The following is a 16,555-nucleotide window of genomic DNA, read 5'->3' on the forward strand; positions in this document are numbered from 1 at the left end:
CGCGCCAAGGTCCGCGCCTGGCGGGAACGCCACCACCCCGAAACCCTCGMMAAACGCCACGCCAAAGGCGTCGCGGACCGGCGGATGGAATACACCCCCGACCGCGACGGCATGGCCTGGCTCTCGCTCTACCTCCCCGGCGACACCGCCTGCGCCATCTGGAACCGCACCACCGCCACCGCCCGCGGCCTGCAGGGACCTGACGAGCCCCGCACCCTCACCCAACTCCGCCCCGACATCGCAGCATCACTCCTCCTCGGCACCGGAAACGCCACGGCCACGGGTGATCCTGCGGGAACAACTACCGGGAGTAGCGGTGGTGTTGGAAAGGTTCCCACCCCGCGGGCCGATGTCCTGGTCACCGTCCCGTTCTTCGCCCTGCTCGGACTCACCGATGAGCCGGCCGTGCTCGACGGCCTTGGCCCCATCCCTGCCTCAATGGCGCGGACGCTTGTCGCGGACGGGGCGGAGTCGTTCTACCGCGTCCTGGTCGACCCCCGCGACGGGGCACCCCTGGAGATCGGACGCACCCGCTACCGGCTMCCCGAAACCATCAAACAATGGATCCGCATGCGGGACCGGAAATGCACCTTCCCCGGCTGCAGCAACCANCCTGGAGATCGGACGCACCCGCTACCGGCTMCCCGAAACCATCAAACAATGGATCCGCATGCGGGACCGGAAATGCACCTTCCCCGGCTGCAGCAACCACACCCCCGACAACCACACCGACCACCTCAACGCCTGGGAACACGGCGGCAGAACAGCCGTCCGGAACCTGGCGCAGCTGTGCCCCAAACATCACCGTTTGAAGCACGCCCGCGCCTGGACCCCCGACCCCGCCACCAACAACGGACCGCCCGGCTGGACCTCACCCACCGGCCGYCACTACAACCCCGAACACCACGACCCCCAACCAACCCACCGGCCGCCAGGGCTTCTGCGGAGGAACAGCACCGTGTCCGGGCAATCCGCAGCGGCAGTCTTGAACCCACCGGGAGGGTTGGGCACACCCCGGAAAGCGGACGAAGCGGGGCTACGGGAACCACCACCGCCTGAATTGCGGCGCGATCTGCCGTTTGGGCTGCCGCAATGGTGCCAGTTGCTGGCTGACATGCCGGAGTGGCTGGAGGTGCCAAGCGAGGAGCCGCCTGGCGGGAACTTGCTTGAGCCGGATCAACTCCCGCCAACAGATCCTTTGTGGGACGATTTCTACGCCATGCCGTTCTTCCTGCCGCCAGACCCGGCGGGGAATTGGGACGTGCTCTTGTCGTAGGACTTCCCCAGGGGCATGTGCGTCAACGCGTGGCTCCAGGAGACGACGGCCCACCGCTAGACCCGGGCCCCCGTTCCCAGGGCAATGGCCAGCAGTGACGCCCGGCTGTGGACTCCGCAAGCCTGGAAGAGTTGCTTGAATTGGTCCTGGACCGTGTACGGTGTCACGCCCTGGGCATCCGCCATGGCTGCCGTATCGGCCCCTGTTGCAGTGAGCCACAGCAGTTCCCCCTGCCGGGGTGTCAGGCCAAACGCCCGGGCAAACATGTCAAGCCGCGCGGCAGGCGTGCTGGCCTGAATCGTCACGGCCACCGGTGGAGTGGGTCCGGACACTCCCGACTCCATGCGGTTGGCCCGCAGGGAGGCCCAGCGGCCCGCCCCGACGTACACCCTGCATTCCGCGGCGTGGGTGTCCACCAGTGCTTCCCTTGCCGCCAGCTGGGCAGCAACGTTCAACACCTCAGCAGGCACATGATCGTGAGGGACCGGACCAGGCTGAAGCAGCTGCAGCCAGTCGTCCACGGACGCCGTTCGACCAGCTATCGCCAGATCGTCGTCCAGGGTGAGGACAGCCTGCTCCGGCAACCCGGGCTGCCCGGCTCCTGTCCCGGCGGCCGGGTCCGGGCCAGGTTCCGGTTCCAGTCGAGTCCGAAACTGCCTGGCCACGGACCTCCGCAGGCCGGCGGTCACTGCCGCTGCGGGCTCGCCCAGGTACGCAGTTTCCTCATCCGTGAAGGGGACCGAATCGCCCGTCCGCCACAAATCGAGCCAGGCCCAGCACCCATACTTGTCGGCAAACACGACGGACAGTACATCGCGGACCCCATAGCGTTGCAACACGCCACTCCACACCGGGCTGCGGGAGGGCTCTCCCTGCGTTGCCTTCAGGAGGGATGCCGCCGGCACCGGCGAATGCATCAGCTCGGTCCAGCGGCCGGCCCCGGAGAGGTACTTGAGGCGGATAAGTGTGGGCAATTCCTGAGGGCAGGGAATCCTGGCCCTCGGCGCCATCCCTACCGTCGTGACGGGATCACACAACGGCCAAACGAATGCATCGAAAGGCACCATGGTGGCCACTTCTGCCAGAATCGCTGTCCGGAGAGCTTGGTGATCCAGGTCCGAGCCTGCCAGGAGTCGGATGCGCTCCTGGCTCCGGTTTCCAGCCCAGCCCTTGGTCATGTTCCAAGTATGCTCCGGCCATCCCGGGCAACCCGGAGGCGCTGCCACCCAGAATTCTGGGATACCCGCCGCAGCCCGGACCGTCTAGCTTTAGCAGCGTGGAGCGTCCTCCAACCTGGCGGGACGAGTAAGGAGACTGGGATGTTCACCCTGCAGATCGAACACAGCATCACCGATTTCAGCACGTGGAAGGCGGCATTCGACCGGGATCCGGTGGGCCGGTCCGCGTCAGGGGTTCTCGCGCACCGGATAGGCCGGCCCGTGGGCGAACCGCAATACATTGTTGTGGAACTCGACTTCGCGGACTTGGCCCAGGCAGAGCAGCTGCTCACGAACCTTCGAACACAGGTATGGCGTTCGCCCGCCAACGCCCCTGCCCTCGCCGGTGCGCCGAAAACGCGCATTATCGAGGCGGCATCGTAGCCCCTGCCTCAGGCGCGGTGGAATTCCGAGCGCATGAATGGCCTGTAGGACAAAGCCTCGCCGTCCACACCGGCCTCCGGGGCGTCGCCGCCGTCGTCCCGCCCGGGCGAACGCAATTCGGTGACGTGTGTCAGGACACCGTTCGCCACCTCGATGGAGTGGCGCGTCCAGCCTCCGGCATTGCGGCGTTCAACACGGAGGACGCCGTCGCGCCAGGTGCAGCGGGCGGCGTTGCCGGGCGGCACGCCGGTGCTGTCAACGTAGTACCACAGCACGTCGTTGTGGACCGGATCGATCGTGAAGATGCCGTGGCCTTCGAAGTGGCTGCCGTCCGGTTCAATGTGCCGGTAGCTCTGCACCACGCCGAGGCCCCCGGCAACCTGCGTGTAAGACACCTGGGCGCTCACGCGGTGTTCCGGCCCCCAGGGACCGGCAGCCACGTGTGTGTAGCCCTGCCAGTGACCCAGCAGGTTCGTTAACGCCGGATGTCCGTGCTCCCCTCCTGGCCCGTTCACCGTTCCGCCTTCCCCTGCCGAAGAATCACTCCCCACTCAGGATGGACTCTGCAGAGCCGGGCCGCCAGCGTCTTCGCGGCATCTCCGCGGCGCGGGGTGTTACAGGCCGAAGGTTTCGGTCTCGTCGAACGGGCCAACCACGGTGACGGTCCGGGGCGCGGCGGCGAGTTCGGCGGCAAGTTCCTGGACCTGTTCCGTGGTGACGGCTTTGATCAGCCGCAGTGTTTCGTCAATGTCCTGGTACTCGCCGGACACCAGTTCGGCGCGGCCCAGCCGGGACATCCGGGAGCCGGTGTCCTCCAGTGCCAGGACGATTCCGCCGCCCAGTTGTCCCACGGCCTTGCGCAGTTCGTCGTCTGAAATCCCGTGTTCCGCGAGCTTGTCGAGCTCCACAGCCAGCAGGTCCAGCACCTGCCGGACCTTGGACGGCGTGCAGCCCGCGTACATCCCAAAGTAGCCGGCGTCGGCGTAGGACGAGGCAAAGGAGTAAGTGGAGTAAACCAGCCCGCGCTTCTCACGGACTTCCTGGAACAGCCGCGAGGACATGCCGCCGCCCAGGACCGCGTTCAGGACACTCATGACGTAGCGGCGTTCATCGGTGGCAACGATCGTGGGGCAGCCCATGATGATGTTCGCCTGCTCCACGGCCCGCTTGACCACATGCAGGCCCGCCGTTCCCGTGATCAGGGCACGTTCGGTGGAACGCCGCTGCACCGGCGCGGCGTCCGGCTTAAGCGACCAGCCCGCGGTCTGGAGGGCATCCACCACGAGTCCGCATACGACGTCGTGGTCCAGGCCGCCGGCGGCGGTAATGACCAGCTCTTCCGGCTTGTAGTACCTGCGGTAGTGCTCCCACACGGAATCGCGGGCTACGGCCTTGATGGCGGCGGGAGTGCCGCCGATGGGCCGTCCCAGCGGATGGCTGCCGAGGACCGCGGCGACGAAGTGCTCGTGCGCCACATCAGTGGGGTCATCACTGTCCATGGCAATTTCTTCCAGGATGACGTCCCGTTCCTGCTCCATCTCGTCAGGATCCAGCACGGCGCCGGTGATCATGTCAGCGATGACGTCGATGGCCATGGGAAGGTCCGAGTCCAGCACCCGCGCAAAGTAGCAGGTGCTTTCCTTGGCCGTTGCCGCGTTCGATTCGCCGCCCACCTCGTCAAACGCGGAAGCAATCTCCAAGGCCGTGCGGCGCTTGGTGCCCTTGAACAGCAGGTGTTCAAGGAAGTGGGTGGACCCGTGCTGGCCGGGTGCCTCGTCACGGGATCCGACGCCCACCCAGAAGCCGATGGTGGCAGACCGCTGTCCCGGCATCGCCTCGGTCAGTACCCGCACTCCCCCTGGCAGCACTGAACGCCGCACCTCGGACCCGCCGTCGGAGCCGTGGACCAGGGTGTCGCCGGCGTGGTTCTGCTCAAGCGGCAGGGGTACAACAGTCATTGATGCCTTTCAGGACGGGCAGCCGGATCTGGCTGCCATCGTAACAGCGGCGGGACCGGTGGATCATCCACCGGTCCCGCCCCTGCTGTTAGACCTCAGCGCCTTCAGCAGGCTCCGTGGCGTGAACGCGCTCGGTGTCGTCGGCGCCTTCCTCTTCAGCCACGACCGGAGACAGGGACAGCTTTCCGCGGTCATCGATCTTGGTGATTTCCACCTGGATCTTCTGGCCCACGGAAACAACGTCGTCAACGTTGTCTACCCGCTTGCCGCCGGCGATCTTGCGCAGCTCGGAGATGTGCAGCAGGCCGTCCTTGCCCGGGGTCAGCGACACGAAGGCACCGAAGGTGGTGGTCTTGACCACCGTGCCCAGGTAACGCTCGCCGATCTCCGGGACCTGCGGGTTGGCGATGGCGTTGATGGCGGAGCGTGCTGCATCTGCAGACGGACCGTTCGTGGCGCCAATGTAGACCGTGCCGTCGTCCTCGATGGAGATGTCGGCGCCGGTGTCTTCCTGGATCTGGTTGATCATCTTGCCCTTGGGGCCGATGACCTCGCCGATCTTGTCCACGGGGATCTTGACGGCGATGACGCGCGGTGCGAACTCGGAGAGCTCGTCCGGGGTGTCGATGGCCGAGTTGATGACCTCGAGGATGTGCAGGCGCGCCTCGCGGGCCTGCTTCAGGGCTGCCGCGAGCACGGAAGCGGGGATGCCGTCGAGCTTGGTGTCCAGCTGGATGGCCGTGACGAACTCGGCGGTACCGGCAACCTTGAAGTCCATGTCACCGAAGGCGTCTTCGGCGCCGAGGATGTCGGTCAGTGCCGCGTAGCGGGTCTGGCCGTCAACCTGGTCGGACACCAGGCCCATGGCGATGCCGGCGACGGCGGCCTTCAGGGGCACACCGGCGTTCAGCAGGGACAGGGTGGAGGCGCAGACGGAACCCATCGACGTGGAGCCGTTGGAGCCGAGGGCCTCGGATACCTGGCGGATGGCGTACGGGAATTCCTCGCGGGACGGCAGCACGGGCACGATGGCGCGCTCTGCCAGGGCACCGTGGCCGATTTCGCGGCGCTTGGGTGAGCCCACGCGGCCGGTCTCACCGGTGGAGTACGGCGGGAAGTTGTAGTTGTGCATGTAGCGCTTGCGGGTGACGGGAGACAGCGAGTCGATCTGCTGTTCCATCTTGAGCATGTTCAGCGTGGTGACACCCATGATCTGGGTCTCGCCGCGCTCGAAGATGGCCGAACCGTGAACGCGGGGCAGAACCTCGACCTCTGCGGTGAGCTGGCGGATGTCCGTCAGGCCGCGGCCGTCAATGCGGATCTGGTCCTTGAGGATGCGCTGGCGCACAACGTGCTTGGTGACGGAGCGGAAAGCAGCGGACAGCTCCTTTTCGCGGCCTTCGAACTGGCCTGCCAGGCCGGCGAGGACCTCGTCCTTGAGCGCGTCGGAGGCGTTGTCGCGTTCCTGCTTGTCGGCGATCTGGAAGACAGCGGCGAGCTTTTCGGCGGCAGCGGATTCGACGGCGGCGTAAGCGTCGTCTTCGTAGTCCAGGAAGACCGGGAACTCGACCGTGGGCTTTGCAGCGCGTGCGGCGAGGTCGGCCTGGGCGTCGCAGAGTGCCTTGATGAACGGCTTGGCTGCCTCCAGGCCCTCGGCCACAACCTCTTCGGTGGGGGCGGTGGCGCCCTGTTCCTTGATGAGGTTCCAGGAGTTGTCGGTTGCTTCGGCCTCGACCATCATGATGGCGACGTCGTCACCGGCAACGCGGCCGGCAACCACCATGTTGAACACGGAGTTTTCCAGCTGCGAGTGCTTGGGGAAGGCAACCCACTGCGATCCGTTTTCGTCGTTGACCAGGGCAACGCGGACGCCGCCGATGGGGCCGGAGAACGGGAGGCCGGACAGCTGGGTGGACATCGAGGAAGCGTTGATGGCAACGACGTCGTACAGCTCATCGGGGTTGATGGCCAGGACGGTGACCACGATCTGGACCTCGTTGCGCAGGCCCTTGATGAAGGCGGGGCGCAGCGGGCGGTCCATCAGGCGGCAGGCCAGGATGGCTTCGGTGGACGGGCGGCCTTCGCGGCGGAAGAACGAGCCCGGGATACGGCCGGCAGCGTACATGCGCTCTTCGACGTCGACCGTGAGCGGGAAGAAGTCGAAGCCTTCACGCGGGTGCTTGCCGGCGGTGGTTGCGGACAGCAGGGCGGTGTCATCGTCGATGTACACCATTGCTGCGCCGGCTGCCTGCTTGGCGAGGCGGCCGGTTTCAAAGCGGATTACGCGCTTGCCGAAACGGCCATTGTCAATGACTGCTTCCGAGAACTGGATTTCGGGACCCTCCAAGAGAGTCACCTCCGTTTCTATTTACGGAAGTCCAGCCGCATCAACCCAGCCAGCATCTGTCTACTGGCCCTGCACCCGGTCATCGATCGAGACCCACGGGCCGCCGGCTTCAGTCAACGAAGCCGTTCCCGGGGATCACTACCGAGGACCGCGAATGCGTGATGCGGTTGATCCTCCTGTTTAGTTTTTGTTTGAAGAAGGCGGCCCGTTCCGGAGGGAAAGGGCCGCCCCAAAGTGTGACTAGCGGCGCAGGCCGAGACGCTCGATGAGCGAACGGTAGCGGGCGATGTCAGTCTTCTTGAGGTAGCTCAGCATGCGCTTGCGACGACCAACCATGGCCAGCAGACCGCGCTGGGTGTGGTAGTCGTGCTTGTGCTCCTTCATGTGCTCAGTCAGATCCTTGATCCGCTGGGTCAGGACAGCAACCTGGACCTCGGGTGAACCGGTGTCACCTTCGCCAGTTGCGTATTCCTTGATGATGGACTGCTTTACAGCGGCGTCAAGTGCCACAATATCTCCTTGGGATGTGCCGTGAGGGCCCAGGTCAGTAATTCACTGCCGGGTCTGCCGTGTTGGTCCTGAACCGGATAACCGGAGAAGGCCGACCACAACAGGAACCAGCCGCCACGGACTGCAGCCGGATCCATCGTCCAGTTTACCGGGCGCGGCCTAACCTTGTCGAAACAGTGCGCCGTCAGCCCTGCAGCCGGGCCCGGATCGCTGCCATGCCCTGGAGCACTTCCGCAAAACTGGTGCTCAACGGCGACAACCCCACCCGGATGCCATGGGGAGAGCGGAAGTCAGGGATCACGTCCCCTTCCCAGAGCGCTTCCACGGTGGCCTTGGTGAAGTTGGGATGGTCCACCGTGATATGCCCGCCCCGCTCCCCCGGGTTCCGCGGCGACGCCAGTTCGGCTCCCAGCGGGGCCAGCCAGGCATCGAAAACCTCCACGGCGAATGCGGTCAGGGCCAGGGACTTCTCCCGGATGGCAGCCATGGTGGCTTCCTCGATGAGGTCCAGGGTTCCCCGCATGGCGATCATGCCGAAAATGGCGGGGGTTCCGCTGAGGAAGCCCCGGATGCCGCCGGCAGGTTCATAGCCGGCGGCCATCTCGAAGGCGTCCTTCCGCCCCATCCAGCCCCAGATGGGCTGGTTCAACGAGGGCAGGTGCCGGGCATTGACGTAGGCGAAAGCAGGCGAGCCCGGGCCCCCGTTGAGGTACTTGTAGGTGCAGCCGGCTGCGAAGTCCACGTCGGCACCGTCCAGGTCGATCTCCACCGACCCCGCGGAATGGCACAGGTCCCACACCACCAGCGCGCCGGCGTCGTGCACTGCCGCGGTGATTCCCGGCAGGTCCGCGAGGTGGCCTGAGCGGTAGGCGATCTGGCTGAGGAGGACGACGGCGGTCCTCGGCCCGGTGGCCTGGCGCACCTGGTCAAGGGTCACCCCGGCGGCCGGGTCGGGCTCGATCCAGCGCAGGGTGAGGCCTTCCTCGAGGGCGATGCCCTCCACCAGGTAGCGGTCCGTGGGGAAGTTTTCCGTATCCAGCACCAGCTCGTTGCGGTCTGGATCCTGTACGGCGGCCAGGGCCGCGCGGATCAGCTTGTAGAGGACCACGGTGGTGGAATCGGCGATTATGGTCTGCCCCGGAGCAGCTCCGAGGACGGCGCGTCCGAGCTGGTCCCCGATGGCCTGCGGCATGCTGAGCCACTGTTCGTCCCAGCCACGGATGAGGCGTCCGCCCCACTCGTCCCGGATGAAGGCGGCGACGTCGTCGGCAGTGCGCGTCAGGGGCCGGCCCAGGGAGTTGCCGTCCAGGTAGGACAGCGGTGTGTCCGTGCCAATGAAAAGGTCCCGGTAGTGTGCCAGGGCGTCCCGGCGGTCCAGCTCTTCGGCGCGCCCGCGGAGCGCTTCGGCAGACACATCGAGGTGGTTTTCCTGATGGATGCTCATTGTCCGATCTCCGTCCTGACAGCGAATAATTCCGGGAAGAACGTCAATTCAAGGGCCTTTTGCAGGAAGGTCACACCGCTGGATCCCCCGGTGCCGGTCTTCATGCCGATGGTCCGCTGCACGGTGCGCAGGTGGCGGAACCGCCAGAGCTGGAAGTTGTCCTCCAGGTCCACCAGTTCCTCGCACGCCTCGTAGGCAGCCCAGTTGTCCGCCGCGTTTTCATAGATGTGCTTGAAAAGCGGGACCAGTTCCGGGGTGAACTCATGGGCCTGGGTCACATCCCGGTCCAGGACCGATCCCGGCACATCGAAGCCCTGCCGCGCGAGGTAGGCCAGGAACTCGTCGTAGATGCTGGGGGCGGCAAGCAGTTCGGCCAGCATGGCGTGGGCTTGCGGATCGGATTCGAAGACGGGCAGCATCTTGCTGTTCTTGTTCCCCAGGACGAATTCCACCGCCCGGTACTGGGCCGACTGGAACCCTGACGAGTTGCCCAGGAAGCCCCGGAACTGCGAGTACTCGGTGGGTGTCAGGGTGGCCAGGACAGACCATTGTTCGGTAAGGGTCTTCTGGATGTGCTTGACCCGGGCAATGCCCTTGAGCGCGGAACCGAGGTCGTCCCCGCGGAGCCACGCGGCCGCGCTGCGCAGCTCGTGCAGGACCAGCTTCAGCCACAGCTCCGTGGTCTGGTGCTGGATGATGAACAGCAGTTCATCGTGGTGCTCGGGCTGGCTGACCGGCTGCTGCGCGCTGAGCAGCGTGGGAAGCTGCAGGTAGGAGGCGTAGCTCATCCGCGAGCTGAAGTCGCGGACAATCCCCTCATCCAGCTTGCGGGTGTTCTTTTCGACGGACACGTGCTGCCTTTCGTTGTTGTCACCCCGTTGTTGCAGCCACGTTTTGCAACCGGCGGATGCTGCAGTCAGTGGTGGCTAAGGAGCTGGTGGGCCTGGGCCACATCCAGCCGCATTTGTTCCACCAGTGCCTCAGGGCCACGGTAGGCCACCATGCCGCGAAGCCGCGCCACGAATTCAACAATCACTGTCTGGCCGTACAGATCGAAGTCCTCCACGGCCTCCTTGGGCCTGTCGATGACGTGCGCCTCCACCTGGCGGCTCACGCCCTCGAACGTGGGATTGGACCCCACTGAGATCGCAGCAGGCCAGCGCGTGCCCGCCTGGTCCACCAGCCAGCCCGCATAGATGCCGTCCGCGGGGATCAGCCCCGTGGCGTTCGAGGAAAGGTTTGCCGTGGGGAAGCCGAGGGCGCGGCCGCGGGCTGCCCCGTGAACCACTTCGCCGCGCATTCTGTGCGGGCGGCCCAGGACCGAGGCGGCGGTGGCAACATCGCCTTCCTGCAAGGCTTCGCGCACCCAGGTGGAGGAGCAGCGCCGGTCCGTGCCGTCGTCGTCATGCAGGGGGTAGCCCTCGGCGCCGAACTCGCTGATGACCTGGACATCGAAGCCGAACTTGTCGCCCAGCGCCTTCATGGTGTCCAGGTCTCCGGAGTTGCCCCGTCCAAAGCGGGCGTCGTGGCCGATCACCACGTGGCTGGCGTGGAGGCAGTCCACCAGGTACTGCTCCACGAATTCCTCAGCCGTGAGGCTGGCCAGATCCAGTGAGTACTTGATCACCAAAATGGCGTCCAGTCCGAGTCCGCCCAGCGCGTCCAGTTTGTCGTCCAGGCCCATGATGAGCTCGGGCGCGGCCTCGGGCCGGTGAATTACCGCCGGGTGGGGATCGAAGGTCACGGCCACAGCCTTGGCGTGGGAAAGGCGGGCCGAGCGGATCAGCTGGGACAGCACCTGCTGGTGGCCGCGGTGAACACCGTCGAAGTTGCCGAAAGTGACAACAGATGGGCCGAAATCCGCCGGGACATCGGACGGATCGTTCCAGATGTAAACCATCACCCTCGCCTTAAGCTGCCTGCAAGCCACGTTCCGGAACCATGCCGGCCGCGGAACTCTTCAAGGTTACCCGGATTCACTGTGCTGCCTTTGACATCACTGCGCGGCTTTGGAACGCGCTTCAGCCGCCACCGAAGGCCGGCGCCGGTAGAGCCACACCAGTCCCAGGATGGGCAGCAGCAGCGGAATGAAGCCATAGCCGCGGCCAAACAGGGACCACACGGTCTCGTGCGGGAACTGCACGGAGTCCAGGATGCTCAGGGTACCCACCACCAGGACGCCCACGAGTTCAACCAGCACCGCGGCAACGGAGACCTTGAACCAGGTGGTTCCGGCTCTGGCCAGCGACACCGTGGCCACCACGTACACCAGCGCGGCGAAGGCGGAGAGCAGATAGGCCAGCGGAGCCTCGGAGAACTTGGTGAGGATCTGGTATCCGGCCCGGGCCGTGGCCGAGATCGCGAAAACGCCGTACACGGCAATCAGCAGGCGGCCTGGCCCGGTATTGCGGGTATTGCGGGTGGGTGCCTCGCCGGGAGCCGCCGGGGCTTGCTTGTCGTTCATTCCTGCTGCTTCTTCCACTTCAGTACCAGATCTGGTTCATTCGGGCGGCCATGACGAGTGCCGTGACGCCGACCGCGGCCAGGACAAAGTTGCTCCACCGGGTGCGCTCCAAAATGGACCAGTAGATTGCCGCCGGCGGCAGGAGCATGGCGGTGGCCATGTAGCCCCAAAACTCCCACGCCTCCCCGGCAATCGGTTCGCCGGCGATCACGCGCACGATGGACCCCACCAGGTACACCACCAGGGCCGCTTCCACGGCTGCGACGGAGAGGATGGTGACGTCGTTCGGCGCCTTCTTGAGGATGCCCGCACCCAGGCACACCAGCGTGGACACCAGGCCGACCACGAGGATGATCCAAAAATATGCGTCCACGTGTCAGGCCTCCGCGGCGGCGGTTGCGGCCGTCCCGGCGCCGGGGGCGAAGACGAGCACCGGCTTGGCGTAACTGCCTGCGTCGGCAAGAAGGGCCACGAGGCTGCCGTCGGGAGCGAAGGCGGCGGCCGGATGCTCCACAGTGGCGGCGCCGGGAGCGCCGGGGGCCGCGCCGGCAGCGATCCGCCGCCCGAAGGAGATCTCCGTGGTTTCCTCGGCGCTGAGTTCGCGGTTGGGCATCAGTGCCCGGGCAGCCTGCGACATTTCCAGGACGTTGAGCTCTTCGGCGAGCTGTTCGAGCGTGCGCGCCTGGTCCAGCGAATAGGGGCCCACATGGGTCCTGCGGAGGGCAGTGAGATGCCCTCCAACACCCAGCGCATTGCCAAGGTCCCGGGCCAGGGCACGGATGTATGTGCCCGAGGAGCATTCAACGGTGACGTCGAGGTCAATCACATCCGCCGCCGGATCCCGCCGGACGGCGTGCACCTCGAACCGGTGGATGGTGACAGGGCGTGCGGCCAGCTTCACATCCTCGCCGGACCGGACGCGCGCGTAGGCGCGTTCGCCGTTCACTTTGATGGCGCTGACGCTGCTGGGCACCTGCTCGATGTCGCCTGTGAGTGCCGCGACGCCGTCGTGAATTGCCTGCTCGGTGACACCGGAAGTGCCGGCCGTGGCCGTGACCTCCCCTTCCGCGTCGTCCGTGACGGTGGCCTGGCCCAGCCGGATGGTGGCGGTGTAGGTCTTTGAGGTGCCCACGATGTAGGTCAGCAGGCGCGTGGCCTTGTTGATGCCGACCACCAGGACGCCCGTGGCCATGGGATCCAGGGTTCCGGCGTGCCCTACTTTCCGGGTACCTGCGAGGCGCCGCATCCGGCCAACCACATCATGGCTGGTCCATCCCTGCGGCTTGTCCACTATCACCAGTCCAGAAAGCACGCCTCCCAGTATATCGGCGCTGGTTGGCCCGCCGGCCCACGCCACCACCCCGGTCCCGGACGCACCGCGGCAGCCCGACGGGGACGGCTAGGATGGCTGCCATGCCTGAGCTTGCCGCCCATGTCCGCGACGTGCCCGTCAACCAGATCCGCGAGATCACCGAGGCCGCGTGGCGTACTCCCGGCGCCATTGTGTTGAGTATCGGGGAGCCGGGTTTCCCGCTCCCCCGCCATGTCCTGGACGCAGGCATCGCCTGCCTGGACCGCGATGAAACCAACTACACACCCAACGCCGGGATTCCCGCCCTTCGGGAAGCGTTCGCTGCCAGGTTCCGGGAAGAACAAGGGGTGGACGTCAGTGCTGACCGCGTCTACGTGGTGTCCGGGGCGCAGCAGGGCCTTCATTTCGCCATGAGTCTGCTGCTGTCCCCCGGCGACGAAATCCTGATCCCCAACCCGGGCTACCCCACCTTTGCGATGACCAGCCGGTTGCTCGGTGCCGTGCCGGTGGGCTATCCGCTGCGCCCCGAACACAGCTTCCAGCCACAGGTTGCCGACGTGGAGGCCCTCATCACCAGCCGCACCCGGGTGCTGGTGCTCAATTCCCCGTCCAACCCCCTCGGAGCAGTGCTGGGTGAAGAAGTGGTCCGGGAACTGATGGACCTGGCCCGCCGGCATGACATTTGGGTGGTTTCGGACGAGTGCTACGAGGCGTTCACTTACGATGTTCCCCACGTCAGCCCGGCAAGGTTCGACGGCGGCACCCCGGCGGATGCACGCGTGTTCACTTCGCTGACACTGTCCAAGACGTACGGCCTGACGGGTCTGCGAATCGGCGCGCTCATCTGCCCGCCCGGCCTCAAACAGCAGATGGACAACGTGATGGAATCCATCGTGTCGTGCGTGGCGTCAGCGCCGCAGTACGCGGCGCTGGCTGCCCTGACCGGGCCGCAGGACTACGTCCGGCACGCCCACCAGCACTACCGGGAGAACCGGGATGCCGCCTCGGCAGTCCTCACCGCAAAAGGGATCCGCTATCTGCCGGCGCAGGGGGCGTTCTACCTTTGGGCCGATATGTCCCATGTGACCGGCGGGGACGTGCGGGCCTGGGTTCGGCGTTTCCTGGCGGATTCCGGTGTGGCGCTGGCCCCAGGGACCGCCTTCGGCTCCATCGGCGAAGGGTGGGTCCGGATCGCGCTGTGCGGCCGGAAGCAGGATCTGCTGGACGGGCTGTCCCGGCTTCCGGACGGCCGGCCCTGACGTCCTGGGTTGATACCTGGCTTGGCCGGCCGGCGAAGCTGCCTGCTCTGTTAGCTGCGGGCGCCGGCGAGGGCCTTGTCCAGCCAGGAACGGAGGACGCCCGCCGGTGCGGCGCCGGCCTGGCGGGCTGCGACCTTTCCGTCGACCAGAACCATGAGGGTTGGAATGGCCTGGACGTCGAACCGCCGCGACAGGCCCGGAGACGCGTCCACATCCACCTTCACCAGCTTGATCTTCCCGGGCCGCTCCCGGGCCAGCTGGTCCAGGACGGGGCTTACCATGCGGCAGGGCCCGCACCAGGCGGCCCAGAAATCCACCAGCACCGGAACCGGCGACTGCTCCGCCACGGCGGCGAAGTCGCTGTCGCCCGCGGACACGATCCAGGGCAGGTCCGCCTTGCAGTTGCCGCAGCGGGGATGTCCGGAGGCCTGGGCCGGCACCCGGTTGGTCTTACCGCAGGCGGGGCAGCGGAGTAGGGCGGATTCCATGGCTAGTATTCCTTCCTGCTGTCAAAGGCGCGCCACGCCTGGAAGGGGACGTCCGACGTCGGGATGTCACTCCTGGTGACGGGCATCAGCTCCGGGGCCGCGCCGCTGAAGTAGTCGTAGAAGAGGGCGTCGTCGAAGCCTGCCGCAGCGGCGCCGTGGCGGTCCGCGGCGAAGTAGACGTGGCCGATCCTGGCCCACAAGGCAGACGCCAGGCACATGGGGCACGGCTCGCAGCTTGCGTAAAGGACAGAGCCGGTGAGGTCGAAGTCCGCCGCAGCCGCGGCCGCTGCCCGGATGGCCACCACTTCCGCGTGGGCAGTGGGATCGTTGTCCCGGGTCACCCTGTTGACGCCGGCATGCACGCGCCCTTCGGGTGTTACCACCACAGCTCCGAAGGGGCCGCCGCCTTCACCAACATTTTGTGTGGCCAACTCCACGGCCTGTTCAAGGTACTGGGCAAATGCAGGGTGCCGTAAGCCCCGGTTGCCGTGTTCTGCGGAGGTCATAGCACGATCCTAGCCATGTGCACCCCATAGGGGGACGGAAAGGGGGCCAGGAAGGGGGCAGGCCCCCAGCGCCTACCCGCTGGTAGGAGCCTACGCTGACGCCCGGGGGATATATTTCGCCTCTACGGAGGCGCCACATCCAGCCCGCAAGGGCCTCGCACCCCGGAGTACCCCATGAAAAGAAAACTCACCTTTATCGCCTGCATGGCAGCCGCCATGATGGTCCAGGCATCACCGGCGTTTGCCTCCACTCACGACCCGGACTTTGAAGTCCTGGGTACAGGACTCCTCACCCCACTCCACCTTGCCGTTGGCAAGGGCGAATCAGTCCGTGTCAGCCAGGACTTCGCCGGCGTCCTTACCCGTGTGGAGCACGACGGATCGACAGAAGACGTCTACACCGCCAAGAAGGGTTGGGAAGTCGCCGGCGTGGAAATCCGCGATAGCACCACGTACTTCCTGGAAAGCATCGGAGCCGGGCAGGGTGATCCGGCCAAGCTCCAGGGCTACTTGAAGTCCATTGACTCCAGAGGCGATGTGGACACTATTGCCAACTTCGCGGAATACGAACGGAAGCACAATCCCGACGGGGACCAGCACTACGGCTTCGAGCCAGACGTCAGCGACAAGTGCCTGGCAGACTGGCCGGCCTTCCCACCCGCCCGATACACGGGCACGGTGGATTCCCACCCGTACGCCTTGGCAGTCAAGGACAGCACCGCCTACGTGGCTGACGCCGGCATGAACGCGATCCTCAAGGTAAATCTCAAATCGGGCGCCATTTCCACACTGACGGTCCTGCCGCCAAGGCCGGCCAAGGTCCCCGCTGGCCTGCAGATTCCACTTGACATGGAAGGCCACACGATGACGGTTCCTGACTGCGTTGTTGGCGAGAAGTACGCGTTCGAACCGGTTCCCACCGATGTTGAAATCGGTCCGGACGGCTGGTTGTACGTCACGTCACTGCCTGGTGGCCCGGAGGGACCGGAACTGGGTGCTCGCGGTGCCATATTCAAGGTGAATCCGTGGAACGGTGACACGACTGTTTGGGCGGACCATATCCTGAGTCCTACCGGTCTGGCCGTGGCCGACAACGGGGACATTTACGTGGCATCGCTGTTCGGCGGGGAAATCCTGAAGTTCAACTGCGACGCGGATCGCTCGCGTTTCCTGGAGGTGAACCTGCCCGCGGATGTTGAGTTCAAGGACGGAGATGTCTTCGCCACCGTGGATGCGCTGCCGGCGCAACCCGATCCGTCGATGCCTAACGCTCCCGCTCCCATGCCTGCCGGCAGGGTTATCGAAGTTGATCTTCGATAGGCGGCAGCCAAACACAGCAGCAGGACCCGGAGGTGCCTCCGGGTCCTGCTGCTGTGTTTGCGGAAGTCCG

At 65.8% G+C, this 16,555-nt stretch carries 16 protein-coding genes and 2 pseudogenes; 5 read left to right on the plus strand and 13 right to left on the minus strand.

Annotated elements, in window-relative coordinates; translation table 11 throughout:
• Positions 1 to 611: pseudogene (locus ASG79_RS24065) on the plus strand (DUF222 domain-containing protein); the annotation flags it as partial.
• A 1-nt stretch (position 612) separates the two neighbouring features.
• Positions 613 to 1,276: pseudogene (locus ASG79_RS24070) on the plus strand (HNH endonuclease signature motif containing protein); the annotation flags it as partial.
• 56 nt (positions 1,277 to 1,332) lie between these two features.
• Here the strand turns inward: ASG79_RS24070 and ASG79_RS07625 are convergent.
• Positions 1,333 to 2,250 carry a helix-turn-helix transcriptional regulator gene (locus ASG79_RS07625; protein WP_223994641.1) on the minus strand — a complete coding sequence of 306 codons (918 nt, stop codon included), beginning with the start codon at positions 2,248 to 2,250 and terminating at the stop codon, positions 1,333 to 1,335.
• Positions 2,251 to 2,595: 345 nt separating this feature from the next.
• Between ASG79_RS07625 and ASG79_RS07630 the strand changes: the two genes are divergently transcribed.
• Positions 2,596 to 2,877, plus strand: coding sequence for a hypothetical protein (locus ASG79_RS07630; protein ID WP_018772255.1), 282 nt, complete (start codon positions 2,596 to 2,598; stop codon positions 2,875 to 2,877).
• Positions 2,878 to 2,885: 8 nt separating this feature from the next.
• Here the strand turns inward: ASG79_RS07630 and ASG79_RS07635 are convergent, their stop codons facing one another.
• The 10 genes from ASG79_RS07635 to truB all read right to left on the minus strand — a co-directional run bounded on the left by ASG79_RS07635 (position 2,886) and on the right by truB (position 12,912).
• Positions 2,886 to 3,428, minus strand: coding sequence for a DUF1579 family protein (locus tag ASG79_RS07635; RefSeq protein ID WP_315898341.1), 543 nt, complete (start codon positions 3,426 to 3,428; stop codon positions 2,886 to 2,888).
• A 63-nt stretch (positions 3,429 to 3,491) separates the two neighbouring features.
• Positions 3,492 to 4,835, minus strand: coding sequence for a M16 family metallopeptidase (locus tag ASG79_RS07640; RefSeq protein WP_018772253.1), 1,344 nt, complete (start codon positions 4,833 to 4,835; stop codon positions 3,492 to 3,494).
• A gap of 88 nt (positions 4,836 to 4,923) precedes the next feature.
• Positions 4,924 to 7,182 (minus strand): polyribonucleotide nucleotidyltransferase, encoded by a 2,259-nt coding sequence (locus ASG79_RS07645; RefSeq protein ID WP_018771972.1) that lies wholly within the window; start codon positions 7,180 to 7,182, stop codon positions 4,924 to 4,926.
• A 240-nt stretch (positions 7,183 to 7,422) separates the two neighbouring features.
• The gene (gene rpsO, locus ASG79_RS07650; protein ID WP_013600532.1) at positions 7,423 to 7,692 is read right to left on the minus strand and encodes a 30S ribosomal protein S15; all 270 of its coding nucleotides are present in this window, start codon (positions 7,690 to 7,692) and stop codon (positions 7,423 to 7,425) included.
• Positions 7,693 to 7,876: 184 nt separating this feature from the next.
• Entirely contained in the window at positions 7,877 to 9,136 is a 1,260-nt protein-coding gene (locus tag ASG79_RS07655; RefSeq protein WP_056389859.1) for a kynureninase, read from the minus strand.
• Positions 9,133 to 9,987, minus strand: a complete 855-nt coding sequence (kynA, locus tag ASG79_RS07660) for a tryptophan 2,3-dioxygenase (protein WP_018771970.1) — start codon at positions 9,985 to 9,987, stop codon at positions 9,133 to 9,135. The genes ASG79_RS07655 and kynA overlap by 4 nt, the downstream gene beginning before the upstream one ends.
• Before the next feature lie 65 nt (positions 9,988 to 10,052).
• Positions 10,053 to 11,036, minus strand: a complete 984-nt coding sequence (locus ASG79_RS07665) for a bifunctional riboflavin kinase/FAD synthetase (protein WP_018771969.1) — start codon at positions 11,034 to 11,036, stop codon at positions 10,053 to 10,055.
• A gap of 96 nt (positions 11,037 to 11,132) precedes the next feature.
• Positions 11,133 to 11,600 (minus strand): hypothetical protein, encoded by a 468-nt coding sequence (locus tag ASG79_RS07670; protein ID WP_056389955.1) that lies wholly within the window; start codon positions 11,598 to 11,600, stop codon positions 11,133 to 11,135.
• 19 nt (positions 11,601 to 11,619) lie between these two features.
• Complete coding sequence (locus tag ASG79_RS07675; RefSeq protein ID WP_018771967.1) at positions 11,620 to 11,973, minus strand: hypothetical protein; 354 nt, start codon at positions 11,971 to 11,973, stop codon at positions 11,620 to 11,622.
• A 3-nt stretch (positions 11,974 to 11,976) separates the two neighbouring features.
• Positions 11,977 to 12,912, minus strand: a complete 936-nt coding sequence (gene truB, locus ASG79_RS07680; RefSeq protein WP_082581697.1) for a tRNA pseudouridine(55) synthase TruB — start codon at positions 12,910 to 12,912, stop codon at positions 11,977 to 11,979.
• Positions 12,913 to 13,013: 101 nt separating this feature from the next.
• On the opposite strand from truB, the gene ASG79_RS07685 reads away from it, so the two are divergent.
• Positions 13,014 to 14,171: a pyridoxal phosphate-dependent aminotransferase gene (locus ASG79_RS07685; RefSeq protein ID WP_186447781.1), complete on the plus strand. Its 1,158-nt coding sequence runs from the start codon at positions 13,014 to 13,016 to the stop codon at positions 14,169 to 14,171.
• A 50-nt stretch (positions 14,172 to 14,221) separates the two neighbouring features.
• On the opposite strand, the gene trxA is transcribed toward ASG79_RS07685, so the two are convergent.
• Both trxA and ASG79_RS07695 read right to left on the minus strand, forming a co-directional pair.
• Complete coding sequence (gene trxA / locus ASG79_RS07690; RefSeq protein ID WP_018771964.1) at positions 14,222 to 14,659, minus strand: thioredoxin; 438 nt, start codon at positions 14,657 to 14,659, stop codon at positions 14,222 to 14,224.
• Between the two features lie 2 nt (positions 14,660 to 14,661).
• Positions 14,662 to 15,165, minus strand: coding sequence for a nucleoside deaminase (locus ASG79_RS07695; RefSeq protein ID WP_056389869.1), 504 nt, complete (start codon positions 15,163 to 15,165; stop codon positions 14,662 to 14,664).
• 174 nt (positions 15,166 to 15,339) lie between these two features.
• Between ASG79_RS07695 and ASG79_RS07700 the strand changes: the two genes are divergently transcribed.
• Positions 15,340 to 16,485: a ScyD/ScyE family protein gene (locus ASG79_RS07700; protein WP_056389871.1), complete on the plus strand. Its 1,146-nt coding sequence runs from the start codon at positions 15,340 to 15,342 to the stop codon at positions 16,483 to 16,485.
• Positions 16,486 to 16,555: the final 70 nt, after the last annotated feature.

Origin of the sequence: Arthrobacter sp. Soil761 (genome assembly GCF_001428325.1) — a bacterium.
Lineage (GTDB): Bacteria > Actinomycetota > Actinomycetes > Actinomycetales > Micrococcaceae > Arthrobacter.